The sequence below is a fragment of the Aeromonas sp. s7(2024) genome, assembly GCF_040907825.1.
GTDB classification, from domain to species: Bacteria; Pseudomonadota; Gammaproteobacteria; order Enterobacterales; family Aeromonadaceae; genus Aeromonas; species Aeromonas veronii.
Genome location: NZ_JBFOCM010000007.1, coordinates 16,955 through 39,940 on the forward strand (window position 1 = coordinate 16,955; position 22,986 = coordinate 39,940).

The following is a 22,986-nucleotide window of genomic DNA, read 5'->3' on the forward strand; positions in this document are numbered from 1 at the left end:
GCTATAATCGCCGCCTTTTTGCTATTCCGCGGTGTTAGCCGCCTGCCTTAATCTGGAAGAATCTATGTCTGATACCGAACAACTGCCCCTTTTTAGTGAGCTTGGACTGGCCGCGCCTGTATTGAAAGCGCTGCAGGACGTGGGCTATGAGCGCCCGTCACCGATCCAGGCCGCAGCAATTCCCCACCTGATGGCGGGACACGATCTGCTGGGGCAGGCGCAAACCGGTACAGGGAAGACCGCTGCTTTTGCCTTGCCTCTGTTGTCTCGTCTGGAAGCTGGTAACCGCAACACCCAGATCCTGGTGCTGGCGCCTACCCGCGAACTGGCGCTGCAAGTGGCTGAAGCGTGCCAACGCTACGCCCACCACATGCCCGATTTCCACGTACTGCCCATCTACGGCGGTGCCTCCTACGAAACCCAGACCCGCGCCCTGCGTCGCGGTGCCCAGGTTGTCGTCGGTACTCCGGGCCGCGTGATGGACCTGATCCGTCGCAAGAACCTGGACCTCTCCGGCCTGAAAGCACTGGTACTGGACGAAGCTGATGAAATGCTGCGTATGGGCTTCATCGACGACGTTGACTGGATCATGGAGCAGTGCCCGAGCACTCGTCAGGTTGCCCTGTTCTCTGCCACCATGCCGGAGCAGATCCGTCGCGTGGCCCAGAAGCACCTGAAGCAGCCCAAAGAGATCAAGATCGCCTCCAAGACTGCTACCGCTACCACTATTCGCCAGCGCTACTGGCAGGTAACCGGTCTGCACAAGCTGGACGCCATGACCCGTCTGCTGGAAGTGGAATCCTACGAAGCCCTGCTGGTATTCGTACGTACCAAGAACGCCGCTGAAGAGCTGGCTGGCAAGCTGGCCGCCCGTGGTCACGCTTGTGAAGCTCTGCACGGCGACATCCCGCAGAAACTGCGTGAGCGTACCGTCGACAAGCTGCGTCAAGGCCAGCTGGATATCCTGATCGCCACCGACGTTGTCGCCCGTGGTCTGGACGTTGAGCGCATCACTCACGTAGTGAACTACGACATTCCGTACGACACCGAATCTTACGTTCACCGTATCGGTCGTACCGGTCGTGCCGGTCGTAAAGGCGAAGCCATCCTGTTCGTCGCTCCCCGCGAGCGTCGCATGCTGCGCGCCATCGAGCACGCAACCCGTCAGGCCATCGAGCCGATGAAGATGCCGAGCACCGAGGACATCAACCAGCATCGTCTGGCCAAGTTCAAGGAGCGCATCCGCGAAACCATGATGGGTGAAGAGCTCGAGATCTACCACAACCTGGTAAACGAGCTGATCGAAGAGGATTCTGCCGATCCGCTGGAGCTGGCTGCCGCACTGGCCAAGCTGGTACAGGGTGACCAACCGCTGCTGCTGGATGATTCCATTCCGGATCCGCTGCTGAACGCTGGCAACGATCGTGGTGGCTTCGAGCGCCGTGACTTCAACGACCGTGGTGGTCGTGACTTCGGTGACCGTGGCGATCGTCCTGCCCGTCGCATGCCGTCCCTCGAACCGCGTCCGCTGAAAGACAACCCGGACGTGGAGATGGAGCGCTATCGCGTAGACGTGGGTGCCCATCACGGCGTCAAGCCGGGCCAGATCGTGGGCGCCATCGCCAACGAAGCGAACATCGAGAGCCGCTTCATCGGCAACATCGACATCGCCGATGACTTCTCCACCGTCGATTTGCCGAAAGGCATGACCGCCGATGTACTGGAAGTGATCAAGAAAGCCCGTGTTTGCCAGCGTCCGCTGCAAATCACCCGCTACACCGAAGTGCCGGCCGGTGGCAACACCAGCAGCCGTCCGCCCCGTGGTGATCGTCCGTTCCGTGGCGACCGTCCTTTCAACAAGGATCGCCGTCCGCAGGGTGACCGTCCCTTCAACAAGGATCGCCGTGAAGGCGGTTTCGACAAGGGTCGCAAGTTCGGTGGCAAGCGCCGCGATAGCTAATCCCTGATTGGTAATGCCAGAAGGCCGCTCATTGAGCGGCCTTTTTTATGTTTTTCCTGATGGTGCTTCGCCATAGCGAATCGAGGATGCAGAACTCACTTCGATGATAAAAACGAGAGCCAAAAGGGCATTATTTTTTTGTTAAACGGTTGTGAGTGATAGGGGAGTGGTGTCATCCTGTCTCAGGACATTGAGGTCGTAGTCAATAAGGTGTGCCTCTGGTTGTGTTGTGTGGCTGCGACTTTAGTCGGTATCCCCTCTCTTTCGTTTGCATATGGCAGAAGAGAGTACGATTAATAAACTGAACACAATGACATGGAGGTTCATCATGACTGGATGGTTTGGCAGAGTGCTGTTGTTGTCCGGGTGTCTTGTATCGAGCGTGGTGCTGGCAGACGATGCGTTTCTGACGATTAAGGGTGATGGGTGTTGCAATGGCAAGGGGCAGATTAGTCTGACCCGGGCCGAGTTTGAGGCACTGCCGCAAAGCGAAGTGACCACCAAAACGCCCTGGACCGAAGGTAGTCACACTTACCGCGGTGTGCTGCTGCGGGAGCTGGTGAAGAAATACGGCCTAAAGAGCAGTGAAGTCAAGGCGATGGCCGTCAATGATTACTGGGCTGCCGTGCCTGTCGAGGATGGTGACAAGTATCCTGTGCTGGTTGCCGAGAAGCAGGATGGCAAGCCGCTGACCCTGCGCAACAAAGGACCTCTCTGGATTATCTACCCGCTCTCCGATTACCCCGACCTGAACAAGGAGCTCTATCACAGCCGCATGGTGTGGCAGCTGATTGGGCTAGAGAGCAAGTAACATGCTGCGCGGCAAGTTTGTCAGCCTGATCCTGATGGTGACTGCCTTTTTGGGGGTCGCCATCTGGTCGGTCTGGAACTATGACCGCGCATTCAATGCTGTTACTCGCTATACCCAGTTATCAGCCTGGGCGTTGGCACAGTTGGAGCTGGAAGTTCACGGTTTTGGCGAATCGCTCCAGCTCTATCGCGCCGGCTCGGTGAGTCAGGAGGAGATGAACAAGCGGTTTGACATCGCCTGGAACCGACTTGATGTTTTCCTGCACGGTGCTGAGGCAAAGCCGGTCAGGTCTCGCTTTGGTGCTGCCCAAGCAGCAGGGCAGCTGATGTCGCTGTTTGAAGAGTACGAACAGGATGTGGTGAGCGGAACGCGCGATTCGACCCGGTTAGCTCGTTTCTCGATAGAACTTGATCGCGATCTGGCGGCTATTCGTGATGTCATGGTGAAGAACTTTACCGGCCCCTCTGCCATTGCTCAGCGCGAGCTGCTCAATGAGTCGCGTACCCAGAATTTTGCCATTCTCGCCTTTCTGATGTCGGCAACTATGGTGATGCTGGTGATGCTGTTTCGCGAAGTGCGTCACCAGCAGTTTCTTGCGTGGAACGATCCCCTGACCCGTCTCCCCAATCGGGCAGCGCTTATCAAGCACCTGAAGTTGCGGGCAGCCTATCGTGGCGGCGGCAGCAGTATCACTGTCTGCCTGGTGGATCTAGGCCACTTTCGTGAAGTGAACGACAGTCTGGGATACGAGATAGGGGATGGGCTGCTTAAGCAGCTGGCCGAACGGATTCATAGCGTGGCAGCACCGGGTATTTTTGTGGCCCGCACCGGCAGTGACGAGTTTGCCATCATTATCTCCGGCGCCATGCCGACCTATCTGCGTTTCCCCTTTCTGGAGCAGTTGCGCACCGAGTTGGCCGATCTGGCCTTTGCAGCAGATCCGGCGCACCGGGTCAGGGTCTTCATGGGGGTGAGCCAATACGCTCGTCCGGTACATACTCCGGAAGAGATGTTGCTGTTTGCCGATATCGCCCTCGATAGTGCCAAGCGCCAGCGGCTTCATCGTTCGGTAGTCTTCTCCCGAGCCATGCATCAACATTACCTGCGCAACCGCCGCCTCTCGACCGAGCTGCGTGAATTGATCCAGAGCCCCGAGTGCCAGCAGCTCTGCCTCTACTATCAGCCGATAGTTCGTGGTCAGAGTGCTGTCCGGCTGGGAGCCGAGGTGCTGATCCGCTGGAATCATCCGGAATATGGCTTTATTCCGCCGCTCGATATCATAGCGCTGGCAGAGGAAAACGGTCTGGGAGAGGCGCTGGGGCTCTGGATTTTCCACCGTTTGCAGCGTGATCTTTCCATTTTCCCGCAAGATCTGGTGGAGCTGCTGGAGATCTCGGTCAACCTCTCCAGCTCCATGTTCAATATGGGGCTGGCTGCCAATGTCGAGGAAAGGATGAGTGTCGGTCCGCTCGGGTTACAGCAGTTGATCGTGGAACTGACGGAGACCATAGCGCTGGATGATATCGAGCTGAGCAAGCAGATCATCGCCTCACTGCGCCACATCGGGGTGCGGGTGGCGCTCGATGATTTTGGAACCGGCTGGTCCTCATTCTCATATCTGCGTGAGCTCTATTTCGACAAGCTCAAGATTGACCGCTCCTTTATCACCGCCATCGATAACGATACTCGGCAGGCACTCTTTGTTGAGGCTATCACTTCGCTCTCTCATCAGCTGGGGGGGCGCGTCGTGGCCGAAGGGGTGGAAAACAACGATGAGCTGAAGGCGGTGCTGAGCATAGGGGTGGATGAAATTCAGGGCTATTTCTACTCCAGGCCCTTGCCGCTGCAGGACTTTCTGCTGTTCTGCCATCGCTACTTTATCAATCGGAGCATCATGCAGGAAGTGGCGCAGGGTTAGCCCAGCGGTTGGGGGATAAAGTCTCCACGATCGAGGATCCGCAGACAGGCATCCACCACATCCGCATCGAGCTGATGGCCGCGCATCTGGATGATCTGCTCACGGGCTTGGGGAATGCCGAGGGCGGCGCGATAGGGGGGGATCCGAGGACATGGATTCGACGATATCGGCGACGGTGAGGATGCGGGCCTCCAGCAGGATCTCATCCCCCTTGAGTCCCAGCGGATAGCCGGAGCCATCGAGATACTCGTGGTGCTGGTGGATCATCCGGGCGATGGGCCAGGGGAAGTCGATATCCTTGAGCACCAGATAGCCGATGGCGGGGTGTTCCTTGACCAGCTCGAACTCCAGTGGCGTGAGGCGTTCCGGTTTGGTGAGAATTTCAGCCGGTACCTGGATCTTGCCGATATCGTGCACCATGGCGCCCAGATGGATCCCCTGCAGCCGCTTCTCTTCCAGCCTGAGCTCCCGGCCGATGGCTTGGGCCAGCTTGGCCACATGTTTCTGATGGCCAGCGGTATAGGGATCGCGCTGCTCCAGCACGGCGGCGATGGCACCCAGCGCATCTTCCAGTGCCAGCTCCTGCTGGCGGGCATGGAAGATCTTCTCCTGTTGCGAGCGCAGATAAGCCTGCTGGGTATGGCGCGCCTGCAGGCCATAGGTGAGGTAGTCGGTCAGCTGGATGAAGAGTTGCTCCTCCTCCTGGCTGAACAACCGTGGTTGGTCGCTGTGAATGAGCAGCGCACCGGCCAGATCCTCCTGCAGTGGCAAGGGGATCAGCAGGCGGGATCGCAACGGGTGGCGGCCGGTATGGGGGCGCTCGTGGAAGATCACCTGATTGAGGCGCCGCTGGTGGAGGATGGCCTGGGTGAGGGCCTCATCGTTCAACCACAGCGTTTGTTCCGAGGCATCGGCACTGCCTGCCTGCGCCACGATCCTCGGCGGTTGGGTGAGTTCGGGCTGGCCTTGCAGCACTGCGACCAGCGGAAAACGGTCATCGACGGCGATGGCATCGCAGATATCCTGCAGCAGTTGTGGCTCATCGCCCGGTTTGAGCAGGGCGTGGTGGGCGCGGCTGATCGCCTGCTGGGTCCAGGTGTACTGTTGCAGTTTCTCCTGCTGCCACTTCTGCTCTGTAATGTCTTCGAAGAAGACGCCGACCCCCACGATGACCCCCGCCTCATCACGCAGGGGAAACTTGGTGGTGCTGAGCCAGCGGGCTTCTCCCCCCTTCAGATAGGGCTCTTCGATGTGCTGGTGTATCCCCTCGCGCATGACTCGGGCGTCATCCTCCCGATAGCGCTGTACCAGTTCGGGAGGAAAGAAATCGCAGTCATTCTTGCCCACCAGTGCCTCTGGTGAGAGGGCGAGATCCGCCGCCAGCAGGCGGTTGCCCGCGATGTAGCTGAAGCGGGTGTCTTTGAGCAGCACCCGATAGGGAAGCTGATCCATCACTTGGGTTAGCAACAGCGCCGAGGAGGGGAGCGCATCGGTCAGTGGGTGGGGGAGTGTACAGGAGGTGAGGAGTTCGGACATCTTATCCCGCCTTGTCTGCAAGTTGACTGATGGGAGGGCCGAAGTGGTAGCCGGTCTGCCAGAGTACGATACAGCTGTTGACCACTTTTTCATCGTAATGGATCCCGGCATAGCGGGTCAGTTCGGCAATGGCGTCACTCAGGGGCATGGCCCGGCGAAACGGGCGATGGGAGGTCATGGCGATCAGCGAGTCGGCCACCCGGATAATGCGCGCCTCCAGGATAATTGCGTTGCCCGCCAGCCCCTGCGGATAGCCGCTGCCATCGAGGTTTTCGTGGTGCTGCAGCACTATGGTGGCGATGGGCCAGGGGAAGTCGATCTGTTTGAGAATATCGTGGCCGGCCTGGGGGTGCTGCTTGATCAGTTAGAACTCCACCGGCCGCAATTCACGTGGGCGGGTGATGATCTCGGTGGGGATCTAGGCCGATATTGTGCACCATGGCCGCCAGTCCCAGCGCATCCAGCCGCTCTTGCCGCAGTTGCATGGCCTGCCCGATGGCCAGTGCCAAATCGCGCACCCTCAGCTCATGGCCCACACTGTTGCGATCCTTGTGGCTGATGGCGCTGGCGAGGGCACTGATGGTCTGGAACAGCAGGTCACGCTGGTGGCGCTCGCTCTCCTTGAGGCGGGTGATGTCGACCAGGGTGCCGATGATGCCGGCAACCATCCCCTGATGGTCATAGAAGAGATCCTTGAAACAGATGACCTGATAGCGCATGCCATTGCGGTCATGCAACTGCTGTTCGATGCACTGGGGCTGGCGACTTCGCAGCAATTCGGCTTCCCGCATGCTGTAGGCCTCGGCAAGCCCGACTGGCAGCAGCTCCTCGACTCGTCGACCCAGCAGCGCCTCCTTGCCGAGGCCGATCACCTGATTGAAGGCCTGGTTGCAGCCCAGAAATCGCCCTTCGATATCTTTGTAGAACACCGGGATCGGGATGGCCTTGAGCAGGGATTCGTTGAAGTGTTTCAGATCCTTCAGTTCGGCCTGCTGACGCAGGGCGAGCAGCTCGCTGTCTTTGCAGAGGGAAATGGCGCGGGCCAGGTTGCCGAGCACCGGGCTGAACAGATGGCAGACGGGTACGATCTGCTGATGTGGCTGGGGGGCGAGCAGCAAGATGAGATAACCCCCTTCAACCTTGAGCCGATAGGCAAACTGGTAGGGGCGGCTGCCCGGCAGGGGGAGCGTCTGTTGCAGCAGGCAGTGTTCCTCCTCGCTGACCCACCCAGGCAGGGGCAGGGTGGTGCCGGTGTGCTGGCGCAGCTGCTCGTCGCCGATCACCTTGAGCAGCTTGTATCCCTCCCGTTGTTGCTGCAATACCGCGCCAACCGGCGTGGCGCAGTGATGCATAAAACGTTGCAGTACCTTTGTGAGCAGCGCATCCAACGTCACTTCACGCCCGATGCAGAGCGCCAGATCGCAGACGATGGCCATGGCGTGGTCGTTGTTCATATCACTGCCCCGTTACAGAGAATGGCGCCGTTATGAAATTGGGGGTAATCCCCATGTCGCACGCTGCCAATTTCGCCAAGGGAGAGGGCTCCTGCCAGATCGCCGGCCCCCGAGTGGGTCAGCAGGGTGCGCAGCTCGGTCACCGTCTGCTGGTCGAAGTGCAGTTGGCGTCCCGCGCAGTAGTAGACCTCCAACAAGTGTGCCCGGGTGAGGGTTTGTTGCTGGTTGAGGCGCCTGGCCAGTGAGCAGGCATGTTCGGTGGCACTCTCCGGCGCCTTCAGCAGAGTGAGGATGCTGTGCTCTGCGACCTCGCCGGCGCAGAGCAGGGCGCCGTCATCGTTTGCCTCGACGGGGATCCTGACAATCACATCCCCGTTGGCCCGCAACAGGCCCAGTGGCATGTGCACCACGAAACGGTAGAGCTCCTCGCGCACCATAGTGTGCTGGAATTGCTGGCTGATCAGCCCCTGATATTTTTGAAAGGCCGGTTGCCAGTCGATGTAGGCAATCTTGTTCGCTTCACTGCTGGTGGCCAGCATCGGTTGGGCCGAGAGTTGGTAACCATGTTCCAGAAAGGGAAAGCTGTTGCTGGGCAGCAGCGTGCAGGTGACCCCGTAGGCAAGTTGCCGTTGATTGTCGAACAGGCAGGCAAGGGGGGTGAAGCTGCTGCTGCCTGCATTGGCGCCGGCATAGTTGGCGCGATTGGCCAGTTGCAGATAAAGCGCATCCAGAATGGAGGCGATATTGGGAATGAGGTTGTCGAAGGTCAGAAACAGGGTTGGTGGCTGCGAAGGGGTTGGCCAGGTGGCCAGCATGCTCTCCACCTGTTCCGCAATCAGTTGGGCAAGGGATGCTGCGCTGGCCTGCGGTGTCAGGGGCAGCAGTGTGGCGTGATAGGGGTTGGCTCTGGGCAGTAGCCAGGCCCCTTGCGGCAACAATCCTTGCGCACCGATCAGCTGGGGGAAGATGGCGCCATCCAGGGCGATGTTGAAGTCGCGGCACAACTGCTGCAACAGGGGGACCTGAGCGCAATCCTGTTCGGCCAGCAGTATGGTCAGCTTGCCTCCTTGCAAGGGTGCCAGCGTGGCAGCCAGTTCTGTCGGGTTAAATTGGCAAACGTAGTGTTGCTTCATCAATCTGAACTCCATTTCAGAATATAATCAATATATCAATAAGGAATTCAAGAGGGTATGAGGATCTCGCCCGGTTCTGGTTGTATGGCAAAAACCATGATGGGCATCACCCTCGCTGATTGATCTGTCATTTGCTGGCTCGCGGAGTGCGCGATGCTGTCGGTCCGCAAATAGAAAACCGGCAGCCAAGGCTGCCGGTTTTGCGGGTAATGAGGGGTAGCGACGGTAAAGGTTACTGCAATACCACGTGCTGGAACCCTTGTACCAGGCTGATGACCGGCTGGGGATAGAGCCCCAGCAACACCACCAGCACGGCAGAGAGCAGCACTACCACACCACCGGAGGAGAGAGCCCAGTCGGCGCTGGCATCGCGCTGCTGCATGCCCGGTTCGCGCAGATAGAGGGTCACCATCACCTTGAGGTAGTAGTAGAGACCCAGTGCGCTGCCGAGCACGATGGCACCGGAGAGCCACCAGAGCTGCGCCTCGACGGTGACGCCGATGAGGTAGAACTTGCCGATAAAGCCGAGGGTCATCGGGATGCCCGCGAGTGACAACATCATCACCGTCAGTACGGCAGTCAGATAGGGGCGCTTCCAGAACAGACCGCGATAGCTGTGCAGGGAGTCGGCATCCTTGCCGCGATAGGGGCTCGACATCATGCTCACCACCCCAAAGGCACCCAGGCTGGTGAACAGATACATCAGCAGGTAGACCCCGGCTGCTTCCACCGGCATCTGGCCGAATCGGCTTGCCACGATCACCGCCAGCAGGTAACCGAAGTGGGAGATGGAGGAGTAACCCAGCATCCGTTTGACGTTGGTCTGCACCAGGGCCAGCAGGTTGCCGACCAGGATGGAGATGACCGCCATGGCTGCCAGCAGCCAGTGGATCATGGGATCGCTCGCCGCCGGTACCGCCAGATAGAAGCGCAGCAGCACGGCAAAGACCGCCACCTTGCTGACGGTGGCGAGGAAGGTGGCGACCGGTGCCGGGGCACCTTCGTAGACATCCGGGGTCCAGAGGTGGAAGGGGGCCAGGGAGAGTTTAAAGGCAAAGCCGACCAGCATTAACCCCAAACCGCCCATCAGCAGCGGATGGTGAGCCGGGCTCTCGGCCAGAGTCTGCCCCAGGGCTGCAAAGCTCAGGCTGCCTGCCTGCGCATAGAGCAGCGCCATGCCAAACAACAGGAAGGCGGTGGCGGCGGCAGAGAGCACCATGTATTTCACCGCGGCTTCCAGCGAGTGGCGCTCGCGGTAGGCGTAACCCACCAGACCGAACATTGGCAGGGTCAGCATCTCGATCCCGATAAAGAGAGAGGCGAGGTGACGGGAGCAGGCCAGCACCAGACCACCGGCCGTGGCGATCAACAGCAGCAGGAAGAACTCCTCCCGGTTGTCCGGGTAGGCTTTCAGCCACGATTGACCGAAGGTACAGGTGGCCAGGGCGCCGATGAGCACCAGTCCCATGTAGAAGACGGCGTAACTGTCCACTTGCAGCAGCGGGGTGATCCCCTGATCCCCTTGCGCCATCACGATGGGCAGCGAGAACAGAGCAAGGTTGAGGCCAACAATGGTCACGGTAAAGGCGGTGGTGACACAGCGGCGCCAGGCGATGGCCAGCATCAGGGCCGCCATGGCCCCGGTGGTCAACAGCAGGGGAAGCAGTGCCAGCAGTTGGGAAGCGGAGAAAGTCATTGCAGGGCTCCAGCAGTCGGCAGCAGATACCAGTGCAGCACGTTGATAAGGCTGCTGCTGGCGGTGTCAATCACGGGTTGGGGATAGAGGCCAAGCAGAACCAGCAGGCCCGCGATCACCATCATCATGGTCAGCTCGCGGCGATCCAGTCCCTTGAGCATGCTCTCATCCTTGGCGGGGCCAAAGCAGGCGCGCTGCAACATGATGAGAGAGTAGACCGAGGCCAGTACCAGACCGAAGGTGGCGACTGCCGTGATGACAGGGGCAACCTGGAAGCTGCCGATCAGGATCAGGAATTCGCCGACAAAGTTGCCGGTGCCCGGCATGCCAAGTGACGCCACCGAGAAGAACAGCATCACACCGGGCAGATAGCGCAGGCGTCCCCACAGGCCGCCCATCTGGCGCAGATCCCGGGTGTGCAACCGCTCGTAGAGCTGACCGCAGAGGATAAAGAGGCCGGCAGCGGAGAGACCGTGGGCGATCATCTGCACCACGGCGCCCTGCAGGGCCAGCTCGCTACCCGAGTAGATGGCGATCATCACAAAACCCATGTGGGAGATGCTGGTGTAGGCTACCAGCCGTTTGATGTCGGTTTGGGCAAAGGCCACGATGGCGCCATAGACGATACCGATCAGGCCAAGCACCATGGCGTAGGGAGCAAATTCGGCGGACGCCTCGGGGAAGAGCGGCAAGGCAAAGCGCAGCAGACCGTAGGCGGCGGTTTTGAGCAAAATACCGGCGAGATCCACCGAACCTGCGGTCGGCGCCTGACTGTGGGCATCCGGCAGCCAGCCGTGCAGCGGTACCAGCGGCATCTTGACCGCGAAGGCGATAAAGAATCCCAGCATCAGCAGCCACTGAACGCCCTTGCTCATCGGGGTATTGAGCAGCTCCAGATAGTTGAAGGTGAAGACTCCGGTGGCATGCTGGTGGGTCAGCACCAGCCCGATGATGGCCACCAGCATGATAAGGCCGCTCACCTGGGTGTAGATGAAGAACTTGGTTGCGGCGTTGATCCGTGATTTGCCGTCAGTGACCGAATGGCCCCAGAGCGCAATCAGGAAGTACATGGGGACCAGCATCATCTCCCAGAAGAAGAAGAAGAGGAACAGGTCCAGCGCCATAAAGACCCCGAGCACACCGCCCAGGATCCAGAGCAGGTTGAGGTGGAAGAAGCCGATGCGCTGTACGATCTCTTTCCACGAACAGAGAATGGCCAGTACTCCGATAAAGCAGGTGAGGATAACCATCAAGAGCGACAGGCCATCCACCGCCAGATGCAAAGAGATGCCGAAGCGGGGGATCCACGGCAGGCGCCACTCGGCGGCCCAGGCGGAGGCAGCACCAGAGACGCCCGCGCTGTCGAGGCCCGTGGTGGCAAGGGAGAAGTCTCCACTTAGCCAGATGGCACAGGAGAGCAGCAGGCTGGCGCTCATGGAGAGCAGGGCTACCCAACGGACAAACTGCCCGCCGAGACGCTCCATCTGCCAGCAGAGCAAGCCGCCGATAAAAGGAATTAGCAAGATCCAGAGTAAGGTCACGGTATCAGCTCTCGTTCAAGTTCATATGAGATTGCGCTCCCTGTTCCATCAGGGAGAGCAAACAGCCTGGCTGTATGATTGTCCGGTTTTTCATCGCGTTACCCCAGCAGCAACAGCGCCAGCACCAGCACGGCGCCGATCCCCATGGAGGCGGCATACCAGCGCAACTTGCCGGTCACGGTCCAGGCCAGCAGCTGGTTGCCACGCAGGGCAAGCCAGGCGGGCAGGCCCATCATCCAGTCCAGCGGATCCTGCCCGACCAGACGGGTCGCCAGCAGATAGGGTTTGACCCACAGCTGGTCATAGAGCCAGTCAAAGCCCCAAGCGTTGAACCAGAGGGTGCTGAGCAGGCGGCCCGGCGCGCTGTTGGCAATGGAGGTGGCCAGACGGCGCTCACCAAGGAACAGAAACGCGGCCAGCGCGATGCCAGCGATGGCGATGATGCCGGAGGCTACCTCCAGCGCATGGCGACCCTCTTCGATATGGTCCCCCGGGCCTGCGGGTAGTACACCTGCCAGTGGCGGGGTGATCAGCGCGCCTATGCCGGTGGAGAGCACCAGCAATACCAGCAGCGGCAGATGGTGAGCCAGACCGTGGCCCGCATGGGCTTTGGTCTGCTCTTGGCCATGGAAGGCGATAAAGATCAGCCGGAAGGTGTAGAGCGAGGTGAGGAATGCCCCTACCAGACCGGCCCACAGCAGCGCGCTTTGGCCAGAGGCTTCTACTTGCCACAGGATGGCGTCCTTACTGTAGAAGCCGGAAGTGACCAGCGGCAACGCCGCCAGCGCAGAGCCGCCCACCAGGAAGCAGGCATAGACCAGCGGCAAACTCTTGCGCAGGCCACCCATCTTGAAGATGTTCTGCTCATGGTGGCAGGCAACGATAACGGCACCGGCGGAGAGGAACAGCAGCGCCTTGAAGAAGGCGTGGGTCATCAGGTGGAAGATGGCCCCTTCCCATGCGCCGACACCGAGAGCCAGGAACATGTAGCCAATCTGGCTCATGGTGGAGTAGGCGAGGATCCGCTTGATATCGGTCTGAACCAGCGCGGCAAAGCCTGCCAGCACCAGGGTGATGGCGCCAACCAGCCCGACCAGATGGAGGATCTCTGGCGCCAGCAGGAACAGGCCGTGGGTACGGGCAATCAGGTAGACACCGGCGGTCACCATGGTGGCGGCGTGGATCAGCGCAGAGACCGGCGTCGGGCCTGCCATCGCATCTGCCAGCCAGGTTTGCAGCGGCAGCTGGGCCGATTTACCGACCGCACCACCCAGCAGCATCAGGCAGGCGAGCGACAGGGCAGGGGAGCCCTCGGAAAACAGGGTCGGGGCTCGAACCAGCAGCTCGTGAATATTGAGAGTGCCCAGTTCGCGAGAAAGGATAAACAGACCGATGGCGAGGAAGACATCACCCACCCGGGTCACGATAAAGGCCTTGAGGGCCGCCGCGCCGTTGTTGCGATCCTTGTAGTAGAAGCCGATCAGCAGGTAGCTGCACAGCCCCACCCCTTCCCAGCCGAGGTAGACAAACAGCAGGTCATCGGCCAGTACCAGAAACAGCATGCTGGCGATAAAGAGGTTGGTGTAGGTGAAGAAGCGGGAGTAGCCCTCTTCCCCGCGCATATACCAGGAGGCGAACAGGTGGATAAAGAAACCCACCCCGGTCACCACCCCCAGCATGGTCAGCGACAGGCCATCCAGTGCCAGCGAGAAGCTCGGGGTAAAGTTGCCCACCGCCATCCATTGCCACAGGCGCTGGACATAGACGCCCCCCTCGGGCGGGTTGCCCAGAAAGTCGATGCCCACCCACAGGGTAGTGAGGGCCGACAGGCCAATGGAGCCTACCCCGATCAGCGCAGAGGTACGCTCGCCAAACCGGCCGAGGGAGAAGGCCAACACCAGCCATCCCAGCAGCGGAAATAGAAAAGTCAGATATAAGAGGCTCATCCGCGCATCTCACTCACAGTGTCCACGTTCAGGGTGTGGTAACGACGATAGAGCAGCAGTAACAGGGCAAGGCCGATACTGGCCTCCGCTGCCGCCAGAGAAATCACCAGGATATACATGATCTGGCCATCGGCTTGGGCCCAGCGGCTACCCGCCACCACAAACGCCAGTGCCGAGGCATTCATCATGATTTCGATACTCATCAGGATGTAGAGCAGGTTGCGGCGGATCAGCAGACCGCACAAGCCGATGCAGAAGAGCACCGCGGCCAGCAGGAGGCCGTGCTCCATAGGGATTCCATTCATTGCTGACCTCCTTCTTGTGCAGAGCGGGAAGCAGAGCGCGGGACGGAGAGCACTTCACCGCTCTTCTCTTCCCGACCCAGGTGATAGGCGGTTACCAGACCCGCCAGCAGCAGGATGGAGGCAAGCTCCACCGCCAGCACATAGGGGCCAAAGAGCTCGACACCCACCTGCTTGGCGGTCACCTCGGTCACGCCGATCAGGCCCCCGGTCACCCCGAGAATGCCGTGGGCCAGAAAGCCCAGCAGGATCAGCGAGAGCAGGGCTGGGCCCCCCCAGGTCATGGGGGTGAGCCACTTTTTCTCCTGTGCCTGCGCTGAACCCAGGTTCAGCATCATCACCACGAACACGAACAGCACCATGATGGCGCCGGCGTAGACGATCACCTGCAGGGCGCCCGCAAAGGCGGCACCCAGGCAGAAGAAGATCATGGCCACGGCGATGAGGGAGATGATGAGATTGAGCAGCGCATGCATGGGATTGCTGGTGCTGATCACCCGCAGCGTGCTGTAAATGGCCACCAGGGCCGAGGCATAAAATGCCAGTTCCATGATTGACTCCTCAGGGCAGCAGGCTCTTGACATCGATGGGCTTGGCTTCGTTTTCGGCATCCCCTTTCGGCTTGCCGTCAATGGCCATCCCGCTCATGCGATAGAAGTTGTAGTCCGGGTATTTGCCGGGCCCGCTGATCAGCAGATCTTCCTTCTCGTACACCAGATCCTGGCGGCGATACTCACCCATCTCGAAATCCGGTGTCAGCTGGATGGCGGTGGTGGGGCAAGCCTCTTCACACAGGCCGCAGAAGATGCAGCGAGAGAAGTTGATGCGAAAGAACTCCGGATACCAGCGACCATCTTCCCGCTCGGATTTTTGCAGCGAGATGCAGCCGACCGGGCAGGCAACTGCGCAGAGGTTGCAGGCCACGCAACGCTCGTCCCCGTCGGGGTCACGGGTCAGCACGATGCGACCGCGGTAGCGGGGGGCGGCATAGACTGCCTGCTCCGGATAGTTGAGAGTTTCACGGGGCCGCCAGGCATGGGAGAAGACCATGGCCAGACTGCGTAACTGGGTGCCGACACCCTGAATAATGCTAACAATTTTCATATTGAGTGCCTCACTGCGTACTTATCAGTACAACTGCCGCGGTGACCAGCATATTGAGCAGTGTCAGCGGCAAGCAGACTTTCCAGCCAAACGACATCACCTGGTCAAAGCGCGGGCGAGGCAGGGAGGCCCGCAGCAGGATGAAGAACACCATGAAACAGGCGGTCTTCAGGGCAAACCAGATGAAGGGGGGCAGCCAGGGGCCGTGCCAGCCACCGAAGAAGAGGGTCACGATGAGCGAGGAGATCAGCACGATGCCGATATATTCGCCCACGAAGAAGAGACCCCACTTCATCCCCGCATACTCGATGTGATAGCCATCGGCGAGCTCCTGCTCGGCTTCTGGCTGGTCAAACGGGTGACGGTGAGTGACGGCGACACCGGCAAACAGGAAGGTGACAAAGCCCAGGATCTGGGGCACCACGTTCCACAAGTCTGCCTGTGCTTCGACGATATCCCGCAGGTTGAAACTGCCGGTCTGGATCACAATCCCCATCAGGGATAGCCCGAGAAATACCTCGTAGGAGAGGGTCTGGGCCGAGGCGCGCAAGCTGCCGAGCAATGAGTATTTGTTGTTGCTCGACCAGCCGGCGAACAGCACCGCATAGACCGCCAGCCCCGCGATGGCCAGGATGTAGAGCAGCCCCACATTGAGATCCGCCACGCCCCAGGTGGGGGTGATGGGCACCACCGCAAACGCCAGAATAAAGGCAGTGAAGGCGATGATGGGGGCCAGGATAAAGATCCGCCGATCAGCGAACGGCGGGATCCAGTCCTCCTTGAAGAACATCTTGATCATGTCGGCGGCCAGCTGGAGCAGACCAAACGGCCCCACCCGGTTGGGGCCGTAGCGATCCTGCCACAGGGCCAGCAGACGGCGCTCGATGAAGCTCATGAAGGCGCCAGCCCCCACGATCCCCACCAGCACGATCAGTGCCTTGCCCACCTCCAGCAACAGATCGATCAGCGACTCGCTCATGCGATCACCTCCTGCAGGTTAGTGATTGAGGCTTGTTGCAGGGCCGTCGGCAGGCCGTTTACCCCAAGGGGGAGCCCCACCAGACCGGTGCTCAGCTGCTCGCTCAGGCGCAGGCGCAGTTGCCAGTGGCTACCGCCCCAGGAGAAGGAGACCTGACTGCCCCCGTGGAGGGCCAGACGCTGCGCATCTGCTGGATTCAATACCAGCTCGGGTTCGTTCATTCGGGCCTGAATAACCGGGCTGCGAGCGGAGAGCTCTTCGCCGCCAAACAGCTGGGCATAATTGACCACTTGCAGCGCCTCTGCGGCCTTGAAGGGGGCGGGGATGGTGGTGAACCAGCCGAGCAGCTCCTTGCCTTCCGCCTGCGGGTCTGTTGCTTCCAGCAGACGGCGACCCGGATCGCCAGCACGCAGTTTGCCACCCACTTCATCCTGGAACTTGTTCCAGGCGGAGGGAGAGTTCCAGCCCGGCGCCCAGGCGAACGGTACTTGCGGCAGCGGCTGACGGGCTCCGGCATACCCTTCCATGGAGAAGTTGAAGGGGGAGTCGGGATCTTGCGCTACCCGTGGCTCGCTGACGTTCTGATCCGCCAGCATGGAGGTGCGACCACTGTAGCGGTGTGGCTCGCGGGCCAACCGCATGCCACGGATCCGCAAGCCTGCGTTGGGCGCCGCTTCCAGCATGGTAGCGAGCAGCGGGTGGCTGCTGGCGCAAGCGTGGCTGATCTGCTCGAAGTTCTGCCAGCGCAGCGGCTTGCGTTCGATCGCCCCTTGCAGCGCCGCCAGCCAGCGCCACCCTTCACGCACCTGAATATCGGCGTTGTAAAAGGCGGGTGCATAGACCTGGAAGAAGCGCTGGGCGCGCCCTTCCATGTTCACCAGGGTGCCATCGGCCTCGGCAAAACTGGCCGCTGGCAGCACCAGATCAGCCTTGTTGGCGGTCGGGGTCGCCTGATGGTCTATGACCAGCAGGTGCTGCAGCCGTGCCAGTGCAGCATCCACCCGGTTGCGCGGCGCGCGGCGGTAGAGATCGTTCTCCAGAGTGACCAGCGCCAACCCCTCTTCTGACTCGATACGCGCAAGGGCGGCTTCGAGCGGCTTGTCTGACAAGGTTTGAGCGCCCAGCATGGCCAGCCCCAGCGAGTTGGCCTCCTGGCCAACCAGCGCGATGCTGGCTTCCAGTCCTCGGCCTTTCAGGGCGCGGGCAATGTTGCTGGCCGCCTCAAGCAGCGCCACCTCGCGGGCACTGGAGCCTGCAATGATGAGCGGCTTCTTGGCGTTGCCGAGCAGCTCGGCCCAGCGAGCCGCTTGTGCCCGCTGTTCGGGGCAGAGGTCGCTCACGGCCGGTGCACTCGGGTCGAGCAGGTTGGCGATGGCAAAGCCAAGGCGCGCCTGATCGGCATAGGGGGCATGCAGCTTGTCGGCCGCCACATCGTCCAGACGGGTGGTGTCGAGGCTGGTGATGAGCAGCGGGTAGCGCTCGTTCTGACCCAGAGTCTGAACGGCGGCGACTTGCCACAGATCCACCTTCATCTTGCGGGCAAGCTCGCGGGCCTTGCCCTTGACGGCTTGGCGCAGCGCCAACGCGATACGGGCTGCGCTCATGGTGACATCCTCGCCGAGCAGCAGAATGGCGTCGGCCTCTTCCATGTCCCGCAGGCTCGGGGTTGGCACGCCGCCCTGTTGCAGGATCTGCAGCATCTTCAGCTGACAGGCCCACTCGGCCTGCTCGACGCCTGCGTAGAAGTTGGCTTCACCCACCAGCTCGCGCAGGGCAAAGTTGCTCTCCAGCGAGGCGCGGGGCGAGCCGATGCCGATGAGGTCGCGGGCCGTGCGCAGGGCATCGGCGGCTCGGTTGAGGGTGCCATCGACCGTGATGGTCAGCTGGTCGTTGCCATCTTTGAGCAGCGGTTGGCGCGGGCGGTCGGCCAGATTGACATAGCCATAGCCAAAGCGGCCACGGTCACAAAGGAAGTAGTGGTTGACGCTGCCGTGGAAGCGGTTTTCGATGCGGCGCAGCTCGCCATAACGCTCGCCCGGACTGATGTTGCAGCCCACGGAGCATTGCTGGCAGATGCTGGGGGCAAATTGCATGTCCCACTTGCGGTTGTAACGTTCGGAGTGGGTCTTGTCGGTGAAGACGCCGGTGGGGCAGACCTCCACCAGGTTGCCGGAAAATTCACTCTCCAGGGTGCCATCCTCGACCCGCCCGAAATAGACGTTGTCGTGGGCACCATAGACCCCGAGATCCTCGCCACCGGCATAATCCTTGTAGTAACGGACGCAGCGGTAGCAGGCGATGCAGCGGTTCATCTCGTGACCGATGAAGGGGCCCAGCTCCTGATTCTGGTGGGTGCGTTTGGTGAAGCGGTAGCGACGGCTGTTGTGGCCGGTCATCACCGTCATATCCTGCAGGTGGCAGGCGCCGCCCTCTTCACACACCGGGCAGTCGTGGGGGTGGTTGGTCATCAACCACTCCACCACGCTCTTGCGAAATTCTTTAGCCTCTTCATCCTCGATGGCGATGTAGCTGCCATCGGTGGCCGGGGTCATGCAGGACATGACCAGACGACCGCGCTTGTCATCGGCATTCTGATACTGTTTCACCGCACACTGGCGGCAGGCGCCAACGCTACCCAGCGCCGGATGCCAGCAGAAATAGGGGACGTCCAGACCCAGCGACAGACAGGCTTGCAGCAGGTTATCTGCTCCGTCTACCTCGTACTCTTTGCCGTCTACATAAATGGTTGCCATACAACTTCCCTGAAACCTGTTTTGTGAAATCTGTGGTGTCGTTACCAGCGCTCGCCCAGCAGATTGGGCTGGATCCCTTTGACCGGCTTGCGGTTATCACCGCTGCCCTTGATCCCGGCCTCGAATTCGGAGCGGAAATACTTGATCGCGCTGGCAAGCGGTTCGACGGCGCCCGGAGCATGGGCGCAGAAGGTTTTACCCGGGCCAAGGAAACTGCAGAGTTGTTCCAGAGTCGCCAGATCGCCGGATTGCCCTTCGCCACGCTCCAGTGCCCGCAGCAGCTTGACGCTCCAGGGCAGGCCGTCGCGGCAGGGCGTGCACCAGCCACATGACTCGCGGGCGAAGAACTCCTCCATGTTGCGCAGCAGGGAGACCATGCTGATGGAGTCATCCACCGCCATGGCGAGGCCGGTCCCCATCCGGGTGCCTACCTTGCCGATACCAGCGGTGTACATCTGGGCATCGAGGTGCTCAGGCAGCAAGAAACCGGTTCCCGCGCCGCCCGGTTGCCAGGCTTTCAGGCGATAGCCGCTCTTCATGCCGCCGGCGTAATTTTCAAACAGCTCGCGGGCGGTGATGCCAAAGGGCAGCTCCCACACCCCGGGGTTGTTTACCTTGCCGGAGAAGCCCATCAGCTTGGTACCGTGGTCTTCAGAGCCCGGCAGCGCCAGCCCGTGATACCAGGCCACCCCGTTGCCGATAATGGCGGGGACGTTGCAGAGGGTCTCGACGTTGTTGACGCAGGTGGGTTTGCCCCAGACGCCGGAAACGGCGGGGAAGGGCGGTTTGGCACGCGGGTTGGCGCGGCGCCCTTCCAGCGAATTGATCAACGCCGTCTCTTCACCACAGATGTAGCGGCCGGCGCCGGTGTGGACGAACAGCTCGAAGTCAAAACCGGATCCCAGAATGTTCTTGCCCAGTAGACCGGCTGCCTTGGCCTCTTCCAGCGCCCGGCGCAGGTGGATGGCGGCATCAACGTATTCGCCGCGCAGGAAGATATAGCCGCGATAGGCCTTGAGCGCCCGAGCACTGATGATCATCCCCTCGATCAGCAGATGGGGCAGTTGCTCCATCAGCAGCCGGTCTTTCCAGGTGTTGGGCTCCATCTCGTCGGCGTTGCAGAGCAGGTAACGGATGTTCATGCTCTCGTCTTTGGGCATCAGCCCCCACTTCACACCCGTGGGGAAGCCCGCGCCGCCGCGCCCCTTGAGACCGGCATCCTTGACGGTGCTGACGATCTCGTCCGGGCTCATCTGGCCGAGCGCCTTGCGGGCGGCGTCATAGCCCTGTTTGGCCTGATACTCCTCCAGCCATACCGGCTGGCCGTCATCCCGCAGCCGCCAGGTGAGCGGGTGGGTCTCGGCGGTGCGAGCCGTGCGGTTGGCGGTGCCAAGAGAGGCGAGGATTTTGTTCTGCGGCAGGCTCATGGGTAAGCCTCCAGGGTTTTCAGCAAGGTCACCGGATCGAGGCCGCCATAGGTGTCGTCATCGATCATGATGGCTGGCCCCTTGTCGCAGTTGCCAAGGCAGCAGACCGGCAGCAGGGTGAAGCGGCCATCCGGGGTGGTTTGACCGGGGCCAAGGTTCATCACCTCCTTGAGACCGGCCAGCAGATCTTCATGGCCATTGATGTAGCAGACCATGCTGTCGCAGACACGGATGATGTGACGGCCTACCGGCTGGCGGAAGATCTGGCTATAGAAGGTGGCAACCCCCTCCACGTCGCTGGCGGGAATGCCGAGCTCGGCCGCGATGGCGTGAATGGCACCGTCGGGTACCCAGCCTCTGGCCTGCTGCACGATCTTGAGCGCTTCGATGCTGGCGGCGCGGGGATCTTCGTAGTGGTGTTTCTCGTGTTCGATGGCATCGCGTTCAGCCTGGCTCAGAACGAAGTCGTCCTGTTTGCTGCTGCATGCCCCTTGCCCCTGTGGGGTCTGATTATTGTGACACTGACATTGCTGGCTCATGACTTGACCTTTGGTGGCTTGTCCTTTTACTGCTCGTCCGGCGATCCCAATTCCCGGCCATGGCCGGGAGGGCGGATCACTTAACGGTCCACATCCGACATAACAAAATCGATACTGCCCAGATAGACGATGAGGTCCGACACCATGCTGCCCTTGATCACCGAGGGGATCTGCTGCAGGTGAGCAAAGCTCGGGGTGCGGATCCGGGTCCGGTAGCTCATGGTGGAGCCGTCACTGGTCAGGTAGTAACTGTTGACCCCCTTGGTCGCCTCAATCATCTGGAACGACTCGGCAGCGGGCATCACCGGGCCCCAAGACACTTGCAGGAAGTGGTTGATCAGGGTCTCGATGTGCTGCAGGGTGCGCTCTTTGGGCGGCGGGGTGGTGAGGGGGTGATCTGCCTTGAAGGGGCCCTCCGGCATGTTCTTCATGCACTGCTCGATGATCGACATGCTCTGGCGGATCTCCTCGATCCGCACGGTGGCTCTGTCGTAGGCATCGCCATTGCTGCCAACAGGCACTTCGAAGTCAAACTGGTCGTAGCCCGAGTAGGGGCGCCACTTGCGCACGTCGAAGTTGAGGCCGGTGGCGCGCAATCCGGCCCCCGTGGTGCCCCAGGACAACGCCTGCTCGGTGGTGTAGGCAGAGACGCCTATGGTTCGACCCCGCAGAATGCTGTTGCGCATCGCCGCTTTTTCGTAATCCATCAGCCGCTTGGGCAGCCAGCTCAGCAGGTTGTCCTGCACCAGCCGCTGCCATCCCTTCGGCAAGTCGTGGGCCACACCGCCGATGCGGAACCAGGCCGGGTGCATGCGGGCACCGGTGATCGCTTCGATGATGGTGTAGATCTTCTGCCGGTCGGTGAAGGTGAAGAAGACCGGGGTCATGGCCCCCACGTCCTGGATATAGGTACCGAGAAACAACAGGTGGCTCTGGATGCGGAACAGCTCTGCCATCATCACCCGGATCATGTCGACCCGCTGCGGCACCTTGATGCCGGCCAGCTTCTCGACCGCCAGCACATAGGGGAGGTTGTTCATCACCCCGCCCAGATACTCGACCCGGTCGGTATAGGGGATGTAGCTGTGCCAGGACTGGCGCTCGCCCATCTTCTCGGCACCACGATGGTGATAGCCGATATCGGGCACGCAGTTGCGGATCTCCTCGCCATCGAGCTGCAACACCAACCGGAAGGCGCCGTGAGCAGAGGGGTGGTTGGGGCCGAGGTTGAGGAACATGTAGTCCTCATTCTCGTTGCCGCGGGCCAGACCCCACTCTTCCGGTTTGAAAAGCAGGTTCTCCTGCTCCATGTCCTGTTTGGCGGCATCGAGCATGAAGGGATCGAATTCGGTGGCGCGCGCCGGGTAATCCTTGCGCAGCGGGTGACCCTGCCAGCTCTTGGGCATCATGATCCGGGTCAGATGGGGATGGCCATCGAAGGTGATGCCCATCAGATCCCACACTTCCCGCTCGTACCAGTTGGCATTGGGGAAGTGGTTGGTGATGGTGGGCAGATGCAGGTCACTCTCGGCCAGCGCCACTTTCAACATCACATCGGCGTTACGGTCGATGGAGATGAGGTGATAGAAGACGGTGAAATCGCTCTGGGGCAGACCGTCGCGATGGCTGCGCAGCCGCTCGTCGGTGGCGCTGAGATCAAACAGCATCACGAACGGGGAGGGCACCTTGCGCAAAAAGCCCATCACATCCTGCAGCAGTTCGCGGGGAAGCCAGACCACCGGCACGCCGGTGCGCGTGGTCTGCACGGTGAAGTGCTCGGCCCCGAAGTGGGCAAACAGTTCGCCAATGACTTTGGCATCCTTGTGGTCGCTGGGTTGCCACTGGGCCATGGCGTAATTGCTGGGAAAATCACGAGTCAGTTTCATG

15 protein-coding genes and 2 pseudogenes are annotated in these 22,986 nt (G+C 60.8%); 3 read left to right on the plus strand and 14 right to left on the minus strand.

What is annotated here, in order from left to right:
* The first annotated feature begins 64 nt into the window (after positions 1 to 64).
* The 3 genes from AB5Y73_RS01765 (at position 65) to AB5Y73_RS01775 (ending at position 4,689) form a co-directional block, all read left to right on the plus strand.
* Positions 65 to 1,960, plus strand: a complete 1,896-nt coding sequence (locus tag AB5Y73_RS01765; RefSeq protein WP_162516175.1) for a DEAD/DEAH box helicase — start codon at positions 65 to 67, stop codon at positions 1,958 to 1,960.
* 328 nt (positions 1,961 to 2,288) lie between these two features.
* Positions 2,289 to 2,771, plus strand: coding sequence for a molybdopterin-dependent oxidoreductase (locus AB5Y73_RS01770; protein ID WP_043849801.1), 483 nt, complete (start codon positions 2,289 to 2,291; stop codon positions 2,769 to 2,771).
* Position 2,772: 1 nt separating this feature from the next.
* Entirely contained in the window at positions 2,773 to 4,689 is a 1,917-nt protein-coding gene (locus tag AB5Y73_RS01775) for a putative bifunctional diguanylate cyclase/phosphodiesterase (protein WP_368147240.1), read from the plus strand.
* On the opposite strand, the pseudogene AB5Y73_RS01780 reads toward AB5Y73_RS01775, so the two are convergent.
* From AB5Y73_RS01780 to nuoC, 14 genes and pseudogenes are all read right to left on the minus strand, one after another.
* Positions 4,686 to 6,225, minus strand: a pseudogene (locus AB5Y73_RS01780) (HD domain-containing phosphohydrolase). The gene AB5Y73_RS01775 and the pseudogene AB5Y73_RS01780 sit on opposite strands and share 4 nt — an antisense overlap.
* Before the next feature lies 1 nt (position 6,226).
* Positions 6,227 to 7,679: pseudogene (locus AB5Y73_RS01785) on the minus strand (HD domain-containing phosphohydrolase).
* A complete protein-coding gene (locus tag AB5Y73_RS01790) occupies positions 7,676 to 8,812 on the minus strand; it encodes an FIST signal transduction protein (protein ID WP_118854003.1) in 1,137 nt (378 codons plus the stop codon). The pseudogene AB5Y73_RS01785 and the gene AB5Y73_RS01790 overlap by 4 nt, the downstream one beginning before the upstream one ends.
* A 232-nt stretch (positions 8,813 to 9,044) precedes the next feature.
* Positions 9,045 to 10,508, minus strand: a complete 1,464-nt coding sequence (gene nuoN / locus AB5Y73_RS01795) for an NADH-quinone oxidoreductase subunit NuoN (protein WP_118854002.1) — start codon at positions 10,506 to 10,508, stop codon at positions 9,045 to 9,047.
* Positions 10,505 to 12,049, minus strand: coding sequence for an NADH-quinone oxidoreductase subunit M (gene nuoM, locus AB5Y73_RS01800; RefSeq protein WP_236367682.1), 1,545 nt, complete (start codon positions 12,047 to 12,049; stop codon positions 10,505 to 10,507). Before nuoM ends, nuoN begins: the two co-directional genes overlap by 4 nt.
* A gap of 98 nt (positions 12,050 to 12,147) precedes the next feature.
* Positions 12,148 to 13,995 carry an NADH-quinone oxidoreductase subunit L gene (gene nuoL, locus AB5Y73_RS01805; RefSeq protein ID WP_181497403.1) on the minus strand — a complete coding sequence of 616 codons (1,848 nt, stop codon included), beginning with the start codon at positions 13,993 to 13,995 and terminating at the stop codon, positions 12,148 to 12,150.
* Positions 13,992 to 14,300, minus strand: coding sequence for an NADH-quinone oxidoreductase subunit NuoK (nuoK, locus tag AB5Y73_RS01810; RefSeq protein WP_005337247.1), 309 nt, complete (start codon positions 14,298 to 14,300; stop codon positions 13,992 to 13,994). The genes nuoL and nuoK overlap by 4 nt, the downstream gene beginning before the upstream one ends.
* Entirely contained in the window at positions 14,297 to 14,848 is a 552-nt protein-coding gene (gene nuoJ, locus AB5Y73_RS01815; protein ID WP_005337246.1) for an NADH-quinone oxidoreductase subunit J, read from the minus strand. Before nuoJ ends, nuoK begins: the two co-directional genes overlap by 4 nt.
* A 10-nt stretch (positions 14,849 to 14,858) precedes the next feature.
* Positions 14,859 to 15,401 (minus strand): NADH-quinone oxidoreductase subunit NuoI, encoded by a 543-nt coding sequence (nuoI, locus tag AB5Y73_RS01820; protein WP_005337245.1) that lies wholly within the window; start codon positions 15,399 to 15,401, stop codon positions 14,859 to 14,861.
* Positions 15,402 to 15,411: 10 nt separating this feature from the next.
* Positions 15,412 to 16,380 (minus strand): NADH-quinone oxidoreductase subunit NuoH, encoded by a 969-nt coding sequence (gene nuoH, locus AB5Y73_RS01825; protein ID WP_139411839.1) that lies wholly within the window; start codon positions 16,378 to 16,380, stop codon positions 15,412 to 15,414.
* Positions 16,377 to 19,133: an NADH-quinone oxidoreductase subunit NuoG gene (nuoG, locus tag AB5Y73_RS01830; protein ID WP_181497402.1), complete on the minus strand. Its 2,757-nt coding sequence runs from the start codon at positions 19,131 to 19,133 to the stop codon at positions 16,377 to 16,379. Before nuoG ends, nuoH begins: the two co-directional genes overlap by 4 nt.
* A 41-nt stretch (positions 19,134 to 19,174) precedes the next feature.
* Complete coding sequence (gene nuoF / locus AB5Y73_RS01835) at positions 19,175 to 20,560, minus strand: NADH-quinone oxidoreductase subunit NuoF (protein ID WP_181497401.1); 1,386 nt, start codon at positions 20,558 to 20,560, stop codon at positions 19,175 to 19,177.
* Complete coding sequence (gene nuoE, locus AB5Y73_RS01840; RefSeq protein ID WP_005337236.1) at positions 20,557 to 21,099, minus strand: NADH-quinone oxidoreductase subunit NuoE; 543 nt, start codon at positions 21,097 to 21,099, stop codon at positions 20,557 to 20,559. Before nuoE ends, nuoF begins: the two co-directional genes overlap by 4 nt.
* Positions 21,100 to 21,179: 80 nt before the next feature.
* Positions 21,180 to 22,985 (minus strand): NADH-quinone oxidoreductase subunit C/D, encoded by a 1,806-nt coding sequence (gene nuoC, locus AB5Y73_RS01845; RefSeq protein WP_040067274.1) that lies wholly within the window; start codon positions 22,983 to 22,985, stop codon positions 21,180 to 21,182.
* Between the last annotated feature and the right edge of the window lies 1 nt (position 22,986).